We start from the raw sequence: 12,401 nt of genomic DNA, 5'->3' as shown, positions 1-12,401 counted from the left end.
GGCGGGTATCGTCCGAGGCGATGTTCACCGGAACCGCGGTCTTCGACCTGCTGCTGCCGGGTGATTCCCGGTCGCTCAAGAGCAAGAGATCATACGTACGGCCGATCGTGGCGGCGCTGCGCCGCTTCGAGGTGTCGGCCGCCGAGGTGGGAGCGCTCGACCTGCACGGTCGGGCGGAGATAGCCGTGGCCGTGGTGGCCGCGGAGGCGGCCCACGTCCGCGAGGTGCTCGACTCGTGCGAGCGCCTGGTGGCGGGCCGCCCGGAGGTGGAACTGCTGTCGGTCCGTCGACGCCTGCACGGCGCGGACGACTGACGGCGGATGCCGGTGGCCAAGGCCGCCGGTGCTCGGGCGTGACGCGTATGGTCGCGCGGGTAGTGTTCGAACTGTTGGCCGGTCCGGTCACCGACGGCGTCCGCGCCCCGGTCCGGACCGGGAGTCGATGCCGTGGAGGTGGCGGAGATGACGGATCCGGCCAAGGTACGCCGGCACGCCGAACGGGTGCGTGAACTGGTCGCGTCGGTGGTGCGGAGCCAGATCAAGGATCCCCGCCTCGGCATGATCACCATCACCGACGCCCGGATCACCGCCGACCTGCGGGACGCCACGGTGTTCTACACGGTGCTCGGGGACGCCGCCGAGCAGGCCGGCACCGCCGCCGCGCTGGAGAGCGCCAAGGGCATGCTGCGCAGCACGGTCGGCAAGGCGCTCGGGCTGCGGCACTCGCCGACCCTGACCTTCGTCCTGGACAACGTCCAGGACCACGTCAAGCACATCGACGACCTGCTCGCCCAGGCCCGCAGCGCCGACGCCGAGGTGCAGCGCATCGCCGCCGGGGCGGCGTATGCCGGGGACGCCCAGCCGTACCGGGTCGACGACGAGTCCGAGGAGTCCGACGCCGGGTCCGACGAGTCAGACGACGTGTCGTCGGCCGCCCGGGACCGGCGGTGACCGACGATCCGGGCTCCCCGACCGGCGGTCTGCTGGTCGGGGAGCCGTCGGTGCCGTCCGGACCGGCCGGCGCCGACTGGGCCGCCGCCGTCGACGCGGTACGGCGGCTCACCCCGGACTCCCGGGTGCTGCTGATCTGCCACGTCAACCCGGACGGGGACGCGCTGGGCAGCATGCTCGGCTTCGGACTGGGACTGCGTCGGCTCGGTCTGCGCGGGGTGCAGGCGACCTTCCCCGGCCCACCGGAGGTGCCCGAACCCTTCCGGGACCTGCCCGGCCTCGACCTGCTGGTGCCGGCCGCCGAGGCGTACCGGGACCCGGATCTGGTCCTCTGCTTCGACGCGGCCAGCGAGTCCCGCCTGGGCGACCTGGTCGACCGGCTGGCTGTCGCGGCCCCGGCGGTGGTGCTCGACCACCACGCCTCGAACACCGGTTTCGGCGACGTCCACCTGGTCGATCCGCAGGCGGCGGCGACCTCGGTGGTCGCCGAGCAGCTGCTGACCCGTCTCGACGTGCCGCTCGACGCCGAGATCGCCGAGTGTCTGTACGTCGCGCTGGCCACCGACACCGGCTCGTTCCGCTTCGACGCCACCACGCCGGACGTGCACCGGATGGCGGCCCGGCTGCTCGCCACCGGCATCAGGCCGGGGGAGATCTCCCGGCGGATCTTCGACACCCGGCCCTTCGGCGCGGTCCGTCTCTACGGTGACGTGCTCGGCCGGACCCGGTTGGAACCGGCGGCGGCCGGTGGTCACGGCTTCGTCTGGACCTACGCCACCCTGGCCGACCTGGACCGGCACGACCAGCGGCCGTACGTCCTGGAGCCGCTGATCGACTCGGTGCGGTGCACCGCCGAGGCGGACGTCAGCGGCGTGCTCAAGCAGATCGCCGAGGACGGGTGGGCGGTCTCCCTGCGTAGCAAGGGCGCGGTGGACGTCAGCCGGGTCGCGGTGGCCCTGGGCGGCGGCGGGCACCGCTTCGCGGCCGGGTTCACCGGCCAGGGCACGGCGCAGGACGTGGTGGCCCGGATCCGGGCCGAACTGGACTCGGCGTTGACGCAGGCGAAGGAGCGGGACTGACCGCGAGGAGTGTCGGCCTTTCCGCACTCCGTGACGGAGGGAGACAATCGCGGCATGGAGCAGCCCCACGAGATCGCCGCCGAGGCACCCCGGGTCTGGGACCGTCCGGTGGTCGTCGTGCCCGTACTGGCCTGCCTGTCCCTGGTAGGAGGTCAACTGCCCTCCTTCTCGACGTCGGCGAACCTCTACACCATCGGCACCGGCGGAGTGCTGGTCTGGCTCGGGCTGAGCCACCGGGTGCCGCGTCGCCCCGCGCCGGAGCGGTTGCGCTCCGGCGCGATCTGGTGGGTGCTGCCGGTGGTGGTGTTCGGGGTGTTCGAGGGAGCCACCTTCGTCATGGCGGCCGGGGACGACTTCCCCACCTTCTCCCGTCTGGCCGATCCGCTGCTGGAGGACTCGCTGGTCCGTTCGGCGGCCTGGTTCGCCTGGCTGGCGGCGTTCTGGGGGTTGGTGCGGCGATGATGCGGACCCTGGCCATCGGCGGCTTCCTGGTCTCGCTGGTGCTGTTCGCCGTCGTCGAGTGGGCGGCCCGCCGGGAGGGCTCCCGGGTGCCGTCGTTCGGCGACGTCTGCGCGTACGTGATGCAGTACGAGGTCGGTTCGGTGCCGGTCGGGCGGATCGGCCTGTTCGGCTTCTGGTGGTGGATCGGCTGGCACTTCTTCGCCCGCTGACGGTGCCCACGTGGTGGGAAGCACGGGCAACATGTGGAACTTAACGATAACTTGGGTGAGGGTCGGCGCGTTCTGCTGGCGTCGCCCGCTGGTGGTGGTTCCCACCGGACACCGCCTCCCTCCAGGGTCGAACCGACCCGGGTCCACGCTGCCCGGGCCAGCCGAGCCGGTCACCCCCGGACGCTGGCGGGGCGTGCAGCAGGGAACACCCACGTGCGCCGCGTCGCCGACGCGTGCCTGCCCTGGAAGGGAACCGCCATGCCGACCAAGCCCCAGCCCGAGACCGTCGACGAGGCTCGCGAGCAGGCCCGTCGCGCCCTCCAGACCTCGATGGACACCCGTCAGTGATCCACCCGTCCCGTCCGCGACGGGGCGGTAAGGGGCACGCGGGGTTGTAATCATTACGCGGGACGTGCCAGGATCAGGCCCGTGACCGCCTCCGCCGTGCCCTCGGCGCCGGTGGCGTCGGCGCGGCGGATCGCCGGGCTGGCCCTGCCGGCGCTGGTCGTCCTCGCCGCCGAACCCCTCTACGTCCTGGTCGACACGGCCGTGGTCGGCCACCTCGGCCGGGTGCCGTTGGCCGCCGTCGCGGTCGGCGGGACGGTGCTCACGCTGATCGCCTGGCTCGGCAGCGTCCTGGCCTACGGCACCACCGGCCGGTCGGCCCGCCGCTTCGGCGCGGGTGACCGGGCCGCCGCGGTGGCCGAGGGCGTCCAGTCGTCCTGGCTCGCCCTCGCCGGTGGGCTGGTCGTCGCGCTGGGCATGCAGGTCCTGGCCGGACCGCTGGCACGTGCCCTGGCCGGTTCGACCGGCGAGGTGGCCGACGCGGCCGCGCAGTGGCTGCGGGTCGCGGCCCTCGGCGCGCCGGGCCTGCTCCTGGCCGCTGCCGGCAACGGCTGGCTGCGCGGCATCCAGGACACCCGGCGTCCCCTGTGGTACGTGCTCGGTCCCAACCTGCTCTCCGCGCTGCTCTGCCCGCTGCTGGTCTATCCGGTCGGGATGGGTCTGGTCGGCTCGGCGGTCGCCAACGTCGTCGCGCAGACCCTCTGCGGTGGCCTCTTCGTCGCGGCGCTGGTCGCCGAGCGGGTGTCGCTGCGTCCCCGGCCGCAGGTCATCCGCCACCAGTTGGCGGTCAGCCGGGACCTGCTCATCCGGGGCGTCGCCTTCCAGGCCAGCTTCCTCTCCGCGACGGCCGTCGCCGCGCGGTTCGGGGCCGCCGCGGTCGGCGCGCACCAGATCGTCGTACAGCTCTGGTTCTTCACCGTGCTGCTGCTCGACGCCCTCGCCATCGCCGCCCAGGCGTTGGTGGGGGCGGCGCTCGGGGCGGGGGACGAGGCCGGCGCCCGCGCGCTGGCCCGCCGGGTCGCCCTGCTCGGCGGTGTCTGCGGGCTGGCGTTCGCCGCGCTCGTCGCCGTCGGCGCCAACCTGGTCCCCGCGCTGTTCAGCTCCGATCCCCAGGTACGCGAGCAGGCGGCGGCGATCTGGCCGTGGTTCGTGCTGATCCAGCCGCTCGGTGGCGTGGTGTTCGCCCTCGACGGGGTGCTGATCGGCGCGGGCGACGTCCGTTACCTGCGCAACCTCGCCGTGACCGCCGGCCTCGGCGGCTTCCTGCCGGCCATCTGGCTCACCTACGCGTTCGACCTGGGCCTCGGCGGGATCTGGGCGGGGCTGACCCTCTTCGTCGTGATCCGCCTGGTCGCGCTGGCGCTGCGGCTGCGGTCGGGACGCTGGGTGGTCGCCGGCGTCGGCTGACCGGCCCGGCCACCGGATGGCCTGGCCGTGCGGGTCTGCCTCAGCCCGCTGCCAGTGCGAACAAGCCCCACGCGGTGAGCACCAGGGTCAGGGCGATCGCCCAGGAGGCGAAGAACGCCACGATCTTGAACGAGTTCGGGAAGCGCTCGTACAGTCGTCGCCGGTCCTGCCACGCCCACCAGGACTGCCTGGCCCGGGGCGCCCCCGGCAGCCGCAGCAGCCCGGCGGCGACCCGGTCGCCGAGGGTGACCCGGGGCGGTGGCGGGTCGCGCATCCAGTCGGGCAGCAGCGACGGCTGACCGGGTGGCCGTGACCGGGCCGACCGCCCGGCCTGGCCCGGACCGCTGGTGTTCCTGTCGTGGACGGTGGACATCGATCTCCTTCATGGCCGGTCGGGTTGCTCCCCGTAACCGTGGGCCGGGTGCCTGATGATGGCACCGAACCGCGTCGCCTGCTGTCTCTTTTCGGCCTCGGCCGACCGATCTGCCGAATGGCGCGTGGTACGGGCCGCCCCGGGCCGGACGGGCGGTCCGGCGCGGACCGGCCCCGGGCGGTCTGGCAGGCTTGGCCGACGTGAGCGCAGACGGTCTGATCGTGGTCGACAAGCCCGGTGGCATGACGTCGCACGACGTGGTGGCACGGATCCGGCGACTGGCCCGCACCCGCCGGGTGGGGCACGGTGGCACGCTCGACCCGATGGCCACCGGTGTGCTGGTCATCGGGGTCAACCGGGCCACCCGGCTGCTCACGTACGTGATCGGCGCGGAGAAGAGCTACACCGCCACCATCCGGCTCGGACAGACCACCGTCACCGACGACGCCGAGGGGGAGGTCACCGCCACCACCTCGGCCGCCGGGGTGACCGACGAGGCGGTCCGTACCGCCCTGGCCGCCCTCACCGGCGAGATCGACCAGGTGCCGAGCGCGGTCAGCGCGATCAAGGTGGACGGTCAGCGGGCGTACAAGCGGGTCCGCGACGGCGAGACCGTGGCACTGGCCGCCCGGCGGGTCACCGTCTCCCGGCTGGCCGTGCTCGCCGTCCGCCGGGACACGCCGGACCTGGTCGACGTGGACGTGGACGTGACCTGCTCCTCCGGTACGTACATCCGGGCCATCGCCCGGGACGCCGGTCTCGCGCTGGGTGTCGGCGGGCACCTCACCGCGCTGCGCCGGACCGCGGTCGGCGGGTTCACCCTGGCCGAGGCGGCGACCCTGCCGGAGTTGGAGCAGCGGTCGCCCGACGTGGTCTCCCTGCCGCTCGCGGCGGCGGCCGACCGGTTCTTCGCGCGCCGGGACGCCAGTCCCGACGAGGCCCGGGTGCTCTCCCACGGCGGCCCGCTGGCCCCGGCCGGCATCGCCGGCCCCTACGCGGTCTTCGGCCCCGCCGGGAACCTGCTCGCTATCGTCAGCGAGCGGGAGGGACGGGCCCGCGCGGAGATCGTGCTCGCCCCGGCCTGACGCCGGGGAATCCGACGGACAGCGCACGGGATCGTTCGGCGACCACCGCACCGCGGGGCGGCGGTGCGGTCAGGGAGGAGAGAGATGCAGCGCTGGCGGGGGTACGACGCGGTGCCCGGCGGCTGGGGCCGGTCGGTGGTGACCATTGGCGTCTTCGACGGGGTGCACCGGGGTCACCAGGCCACCATCGGTCACGCCGTGGCCCGGGCCCGGGAACTGGGCGTCCGGTCGGTGGTGGTGACCTTCGACCCGCACCCGGCGGAGGTGGTCCGCCCCGGCTCCCACCCGGCGGTGCTCACCGAGGCGGGGCGCAAGGCCGAGCTGGTCGAGTCGCTCGGGGTGGACGTGCTCTGCGTGGTGCCCTTCACGCCCGAGTTCTCCCGGCTGCCCGCCGAGGAGTTCGTGCACGACATCCTGGTCGAGAACCTGCACGCCGCGCTGGTGGTGGTCGGCGAGAACTTCCGCTTCGGCCACCGGGCCGCCGGTGACGTGGCGCTGCTGGAGCGGCTCGGCCGGACCTTCGGCTTCGGTGTCGAGGGCGCCCCCCTGGTCGCCTCGGACGGCACGGTCTTCTCCTCGACGTACATCCGGGCCTGCGTGGACGCCGGGGACGTCACCGCCGCCGCCACGGCGCTCGGCCGTCCGCACCGGCTGGAGGGGGTGGTGGTCCGGGGCGACCAGCGCGGCCGGGAGCTGGGCTTCCCCACCGCCAACCTGCTCTGCCACCGGTACGCGGCGGTGCCGGCCGACGGCATCTACGCCGCCCGGCTGGTACGGCGGGGCGGCGCGGAGCCGCTCGCGGCGGCGGTCTCCATCGGCACCAACCCGACCTTCTCCGGTCGGGAGCGCCGGGTCGAGGCGTACGCGCTGGACTTCACCGGGGACCTCTACGGGGAACGGCTCGCCCTGGACTTCGTGGCGCACCTGCGCGAGCAGCGCCGGTACGACTCGATCGAGCCGCTGATCGCGCAGATGAACGAGGACGTGGCTCGTACCCGGGCCGCGTTGGGCTGACCGCCCGGGCGTGCCCGGCGGCCCTTCGACGGGCGCTTTCCCCGGATGCTGGTAGTCTGGCGGAGACGTCGTTCAACGACGTGGGGCCTCGCGCGCCTGCTCGACGCCGCGGGTGCGAGGTTCGCCTCCGTTCCCCTTCCCGGACGGGACGGGCGGAGCCTGACGAACAACCCATCGAAACAGGGAGAAAATGGCGCTCGACCAGGAAGCCAAGGCCAAGATCCGCGCGGAGTACGCGACCGCCGAAGGGGACACCGGTTCCCCCGAGGTCCAGGTGGCGGTGCTCACCAAGCGGATCGCGGAGCTCACCGAGCACCTGAAGGTGCACAAGCACGACCACCACAGCCGTCGTGGGCTGCTGCTGCTGGTCGGCCGTCGCCGTCGGCTGCTCAACTACGTCCAGAAGAAGGACATCAACCGCTACCGGTCGCTCATCGAGCGGCTCGGCCTGCGCCGGTGACGTGACGGGGGAGTGACCGACCAGGTCACTCCCCCGATCGGCGTCACCAACCGACAACCCAGGGCCGCGCGACCACCCGAGACGGGAGCCGGTCAGCGTACCGGTCTCCGGTAGTGGCCCCCGGGATACCCGGCGTTGAATCCGCCGGCCCCCGGGCGCTTCGATCGAAGACCGGCCGTCTGAGCAGCTTCCGCGCGTCGTGGGCCCACCGACGTGAGGAGTATGACCCACCCATGACCGAGAACCGACTCGGCACCGAATCCCGTACCGCCGTGATCGACAACGGTGCCCTGGGCACCCGCGAGGTCACCTTCTCCACCGGCCGGCTCGCCCGGCAGGCCGCCGGCTCCGTCGTCGCCCAGCTCGGCGAGACGGTCGTCCTCTCCGCCACCACGGCCAGCAAGCAGCCGAAGGAGCAGTTCGACTTCTTCCCGCTGACCGTCGACGTCGAGGAGCGGATGTACGCGGCGGGCCGGATCCCCGGCTCGTTCTTCCGCCGCGAGGGACGCCCCAGCGAGGACGCGATCCTCACCTGCCGGCTGATCGACCGGCCGCTGCGCCCGTCGTTCGTCAAGGGCCTGCGCAACGAGGTCCAGGTCGTCGAGACCATCCTCGCGCTCGACCCGCAGCACCCGTACGACGTGGTGGCGATCAACGCCGCCTCGATGTCGACCAAGCTCTCCGGGCTGCCGTTCTCCGGCCCGATCGGGGCGACCCGGATGGCGCACGTCGACGGTCAGTGGGTCGCCTTCCCGACCCGCGACGAGCTGGCCCGGGCTACCTTCGACATGGTGGTCGCCGGCCGGTCGCTGGCCGACGGCGACGTCGCGATCATGATGGTCGAGGCCGAGGCCACCGAGCACACCGTGGCGCTGGTCGCCGGCGGCGCGCCCGCCCCGACCGAGGAGGTCGTCGCCAGCGGCCTGGAGGCCGCCAAGCCGGCCATCCGTGAGCTGTGCCGGGCGCAGAGCGAGCTGGCCGAGGTGGCCGCCAAGCCGGTCGCCGAGTTCCCGGTCTTCCTGGACTACCAGGAGGACGTCTTCGGCGCGGTGGCCGACCTGGCCCGCGCCGAGGTCGCCGAGGCCCTCAAGATCGCCGGCAAGGCCGACCGCGAGGAGGCCCTGGACCGGGTCAAGGCGAAGGTCGTCGAGGAGCTCGGCCCGCGCTTCGAGGGCCGGGAGAAGGAGCTCAGCGCCGCGTTCCGGTCGCTGAGCAAGTCCGAGGTCCGCAACCGGGTGCTCCGCGAGCAGGTCCGGATGGACGGCCGGGGTCCGCGCGACATCCGTCCGCTGACCGCCGAGGTCGGGGTGCTGCCCCGGGTGCACGGCTCGGCGCTGTTCGAGCGGGGCGAGACGCAGATCCTCGGCGTCACCACGCTGAACATGCTGCGCATGGAGCAGATGCTGGACACCCTCGCTCCGGAGACCCGCAAGCGCTACATGCACAACTACAACTTCCCGCCCTACTCCACCGGTGAGACCGGTCGGGTCGGCTCGCCGAAGCGGCGGGAGATCGGCCACGGCGCGCTCGCCGAGCGGGCGCTGATCCCGGTGCTGCCGTCGCGGGAGGAGTTCCCGTACGCGATTCGGCAGGTCTCCGAGGCGCTTGGCTCGAACGGCTCGACCTCGATGGGGTCGGTCTGCGCCTCCACCCTGGGCCTGCTCTCGGCCGGTGTGCCGCTGAAGGCCCCGGTCGCCGGCATCGCCATGGGCCTCATCTCCGACGAGGTGGACGGCAAGACCGAGTACGTCACGCTCACCGACATCCTCGGTGCCGAGGACGCCTTCGGCGACATGGACTTCAAGGTCGCCGGCACCCGGGACTTCGTGACCGCGCTCCAGCTCGACACCAAGCTCGACGGCATCCCGTCGGACGTGCTGGCCGCCGCGCTCCAGCAGGCGCACGAGGCCCGGCAGACCATCCTCGACGTGATGCAGGCGGCGATCGAGGCCCCGGCCACGATGTCGGAGTACGCGCCGCGGGTCACCACCGTCAAGATCCCGGTCGACAAGATCGGCATGGTGATCGGCCCGAAGGGCCAGACCATCAACGCCATCCAGGACGAGACCGGCGCCGAGATCTCCATCGAGGACGACGGCACGATCTACGTCGGTGCCACCAACGGCCCCTCCGCCCAGGCGGCGGTCGACCGGATCAACGGCATCGCCAACCCGACCCTGCCGAAGGCGGGGGAGCGGTTCCTCGGCACGGTGGTCAAGACCGCCGCGTTCGGCGCCTTCATCTCGCTCCTGCCGGGGCGGGACGGCCTGCTGCACATCTCCAAGGTCGGCGACGGCAAGCGGGTCGAGAAGGTCGAGGACTTCCTCAACGTCGGCGACAAGGTCGAGGTGGAGATCGCGGACATCGACGCCCGCGGCAAGATCTACCTGGACAAGGTTCGCCCCGAGGGCGCCGAGGCGCCGGCCGCCGCCGAGGGTGGCGAGCGTCCGCCGGCCCGGGAGCGCACCGACCGGGCCCCGCGCGGTGACCGTGGCGAGCGGGGCGCGAGCCGGGGCGAGGGTGGCGGCGAGGGCGGCGACCGCCCGCGTCGCGGTGAGGGTGGCGAGGGCGGCGACCGCCCGCGTCGCCGGACCCGGCACAGCTGACCCGTTCCGTGCCGTCACACCGACGGCACGAACGTCCGATCTGACGGACCAGCCCGGCTCGCCGAGCCGGGCTGGTCCCGTCGGAGGGCGGATCACCACCCCTTACGTCCCTAGGAGTCAGGTACCTGTGAGTCGGGCCGACCACGCACCGTTCGTCCCGGGCCGCTGGGGTGCGGGTCACCGCGCCCGCGCCGCCGGAGCCGCCCCGTCCGGCCGGTCCACGTCGGCCCGGGCGGTGACCCGGACGCTGAGCGACGACCCGTTGGGCGGGACGGTGCGGCGTACCGTGCTCCCCAGCGGGCTGCGGGTGCTCACCGAGGCGATCCCGGCGATGCGCAGCGTCTCGTTCGGCATCTGGGTGGCGGTCGGCTCGCGAGACGAGACCGGCCCGCAGTCCGGTGCCGCGCACTTCCTGGAGCACCTGCTCTTCAAGGGCACCCACAAGCGAAGCGCGCTGGACATCTCCGCCGAGATCGAGGCGGTGGGTGGTGAGACGAACGCCTTCACCACCAAGGAGTACACCTGCTACTACGCCCGGGTGCTCGACGAGGACCTGCCGCTGGCCATCGACGTGATGTGCGACCTGGTCGCCGACTCGCTGCTGGAGCCGGCGGACGTCGAGACCGAACGCGGGGTGATCCTCGAAGAGATCGCCATGCACGACGACGAACCCGGCGACGAGGTGCACGACCTCTTCGCCCGGGCGGTCTACGGCGACCACCCGCTGGGCCGGCTGATCTCCGGCACCGAGGAGACGGTCACCCCGATGACCCGGCGGCAGATCCAGGGCTTCTACCGGAAGCGGTACGTCGCCCCGCAGATCGTGATCGCCGCCGCCGGCAACCTCGACCACGCCACCGTGGTGAAGCTGGTCCGGCAGGCGCTGGCGGGCACCCCGCTGGACACCGCCCCGGCGGCTCCGGCGGCGCACCGTCCGAACACCCCGGCGGTGCGGACGAAGCCGGCCACCACCCTGGTCGAGCCGAAGGAGACCGAGCAGGCGCACGTGATCCTCGGCTGTCCCGGCATCGACCGGCTGGACGAGCGGCGGTTCGCCCTCGGTGTGCTGAACAACGTGCTCGGCGGCGGCATGTCCAGCCGGCTGTTCCAGGAGATCCGGGAGCAGCGCGGGCTGGCCTACTCGGTCTACTCCTACGCCAGCCAGTACGCCGACGCCGGGCTGTTCGCGGTCTACGCCGGCTGCGCGCCGGGCAAGCTGGACGAGGTGCTGGAACTGACCCGCGCCGAGCTGCGCCGGGTGGCCACGGACGGACTGACCGAGGCCGAGGTGGCCCGGGGCAAGGGCATGTCCAAGGGCTCCTTCGTGCTCGGCCTGGAGGACACCGGTTCCCGGATGAGCCGACTGGCCAAGGGCGAACTGCTCTACGGCGACCTGGTGCCGGTCGACGAGCTGTTGTCCCGGGTGGACGCGGTCACCGTCGACGAGGTCAACACCCTCGCCGCCGAGCTGTTGAGCCGACCCATGTCGCTGGCCGTGGTCGGCCCGTTCGACCAGGGCGACTTCACCGGGGCGTAGTCGTGGCAGGGGCGCCGTCCGCAGGGTGGACGGCCTGCGGTTCCGGAGGCGGGACCCTGCCCGGCTTGGGATAGGTTGTGCCCCGTGACTGACGTGCAGGAGAAGCGACGCGACGAGCCGGTCCGGGTCGGCGTGCTGGGTGCCCGGGGCCGGATGGGTATCGAGGTGTGCAGGGCGGTCGACGCGGCCGGCGACCTCGACCTGGTGGCGATGATCGACCAGGGTGACGACCTGTCCGGTGCCGCCGGCGCCCAGGTGGTCGTCGACTTCACCACGCCGGACGTGGTGATGGAGAACCTGCGCTGGCTCATCGACCGGGGGATCAGCGCGGTGGTGGGCACCACCGGCTTCACCGAGCAACGGCTGGACCAGGTGCGCGGCTGGCTGGCCGGCCGGCCCGAGGTCGGCGTGCTGATCGCCCCGAACTTCGGCATCGGCGCGGTGCTGATGATGCAGTTCGCCGCTCGCGCCGCCCGGCACTTCGAGTCGGTGGAGATCATCGAGCAGCACCACCCGCGCAAGCTGGACGCGCCGAGCGGCACCGCCACGCACACCGCACGGCTGGTCGCCCAGGCCCGCGCGGACGCCGGGCTGGGTCCGTCGCCGGACGCCACCGCGAGCGAGGTGCCGGGCGCGCGCGGCGCCGACATCGACGGGGTACGCGTCCACGCGGTCCGGGCCACCGGCCTGGTCGCGCACCAGGAGGTGCTCTTCGGCACCGCCGGGGAGACCCTGACCATCCGGCACGACTCCTACGACCGGGCCTCCTTCATGCCCGGTGTGCTGCTCGCCGTCCGCGAGGTCCGGCGTCGCCCCGGCCTCACCGTCGGCCTCGACCCCCTGCTCTGATCCCACCGCGTGGTCCGGCGTCGGC

General features: G+C 73.1%; 13 protein-coding genes. 12 read left to right on the top strand and 1 reads right to left on the bottom strand.

Translation table 11 applies throughout. The features are described 5' to 3' along the window. Window positions 1-20 precede the first annotated feature (20 nt). The 6 genes from GA0070618_RS02315 to GA0070618_RS02290 all read left to right on the top strand — a co-directional run bounded on the left by GA0070618_RS02315 (window position 21) and on the right by GA0070618_RS02290 (window position 4,452). A complete protein-coding gene (locus GA0070618_RS02315) occupies window positions 21-314 on the top strand; it encodes a DUF503 domain-containing protein (protein WP_088980146.1) in 294 nt (97 codons plus the stop codon). A gap of 147 nt (window positions 315-461) precedes the next feature. Continuing rightward, window positions 462-950 (top strand): 30S ribosome-binding factor RbfA, encoded by a 489-nt coding sequence (gene rbfA / locus GA0070618_RS02310; RefSeq protein WP_088985230.1) that lies wholly within the window; start codon window positions 462-464, stop codon window positions 948-950. Between the two features lie 29 nt (window positions 951-979). After that, window positions 980-2,029: a DHH family phosphoesterase gene (locus GA0070618_RS02305; RefSeq protein WP_088985229.1), complete on the top strand. Its 1,050-nt coding sequence runs from the start codon at window positions 980-982 to the stop codon at window positions 2,027-2,029. 54 nt (window positions 2,030-2,083) lie between these two features. Next, window positions 2,084-2,491: a hypothetical protein gene (locus GA0070618_RS02300; RefSeq protein WP_088980145.1), complete on the top strand. Its 408-nt coding sequence runs from the start codon at window positions 2,084-2,086 to the stop codon at window positions 2,489-2,491. Beyond that, window positions 2,491-2,700: a DUF6186 family protein gene (locus tag GA0070618_RS02295; protein WP_172900360.1), complete on the top strand. Its 210-nt coding sequence runs from the start codon at window positions 2,491-2,493 to the stop codon at window positions 2,698-2,700. The genes GA0070618_RS02300 and GA0070618_RS02295 overlap by 1 nt, the downstream gene beginning before the upstream one ends. 420 nt (window positions 2,701-3,120) lie before the next feature. Then, window positions 3,121-4,452 carry an MATE family efflux transporter gene (locus tag GA0070618_RS02290; protein WP_414467594.1) on the top strand — a complete coding sequence of 444 codons (1,332 nt, stop codon included), beginning with the start codon at window positions 3,121-3,123 and terminating at the stop codon, window positions 4,450-4,452. A gap of 40 nt (window positions 4,453-4,492) precedes the next feature. Here the strand turns inward: GA0070618_RS02290 and GA0070618_RS02285 are convergent, their stop codons facing one another. Beyond that, window positions 4,493-4,825 carry a hypothetical protein gene (locus tag GA0070618_RS02285; RefSeq protein ID WP_231931576.1) on the bottom strand — a complete coding sequence of 111 codons (333 nt, stop codon included), beginning with the start codon at window positions 4,823-4,825 and terminating at the stop codon, window positions 4,493-4,495. Between the two features lie 200 nt (window positions 4,826-5,025). On the opposite strand from GA0070618_RS02285, the gene truB reads away from it, so the two are divergent. The 6 genes from truB to dapB all read left to right on the top strand — a co-directional run bounded on the left by truB (window position 5,026) and on the right by dapB (window position 12,376). Then, window positions 5,026-5,910: a tRNA pseudouridine(55) synthase TruB gene (gene truB, locus GA0070618_RS02280; RefSeq protein WP_088985227.1), complete on the top strand. Its 885-nt coding sequence runs from the start codon at window positions 5,026-5,028 to the stop codon at window positions 5,908-5,910. A gap of 84 nt (window positions 5,911-5,994) precedes the next feature. Further along, window positions 5,995-6,924 carry a bifunctional riboflavin kinase/FAD synthetase gene (locus GA0070618_RS02275; RefSeq protein WP_088980142.1) on the top strand — a complete coding sequence of 310 codons (930 nt, stop codon included), beginning with the start codon at window positions 5,995-5,997 and terminating at the stop codon, window positions 6,922-6,924. Window positions 6,925-7,114: 190 nt separating this feature from the next. After that, window positions 7,115-7,384 carry a 30S ribosomal protein S15 gene (gene rpsO, locus GA0070618_RS02270; RefSeq protein ID WP_043962418.1) on the top strand — a complete coding sequence of 90 codons (270 nt, stop codon included), beginning with the start codon at window positions 7,115-7,117 and terminating at the stop codon, window positions 7,382-7,384. A gap of 233 nt (window positions 7,385-7,617) precedes the next feature. Continuing rightward, window positions 7,618-9,990, top strand: a complete 2,373-nt coding sequence (locus GA0070618_RS02265) for a polyribonucleotide nucleotidyltransferase (RefSeq protein WP_088980141.1) — start codon at window positions 7,618-7,620, stop codon at window positions 9,988-9,990. 127 nt (window positions 9,991-10,117) lie between these two features. Further along, window positions 10,118-11,527 carry a M16 family metallopeptidase gene (locus tag GA0070618_RS02260; protein WP_088980140.1) on the top strand — a complete coding sequence of 470 codons (1,410 nt, stop codon included), beginning with the start codon at window positions 10,118-10,120 and terminating at the stop codon, window positions 11,525-11,527. Between the two features lie 84 nt (window positions 11,528-11,611). Then, window positions 11,612-12,376: a 4-hydroxy-tetrahydrodipicolinate reductase gene (gene dapB, locus GA0070618_RS02255; RefSeq protein WP_088980139.1), complete on the top strand. Its 765-nt coding sequence runs from the start codon at window positions 11,612-11,614 to the stop codon at window positions 12,374-12,376. The last annotated feature ends 25 nt before the right edge of the window (window positions 12,377-12,401 follow it).

The sequence above is a fragment of the Micromonospora echinospora genome, from assembly GCF_900091495.1.
Lineage (GTDB): Bacteria > Actinomycetota > Actinomycetes > Mycobacteriales > Micromonosporaceae > Micromonospora > Micromonospora echinospora.
The sequence above is the reverse complement of the archived record's forward strand: the minus strand, read 5'-3'. Positions and strand labels throughout refer to the sequence as shown.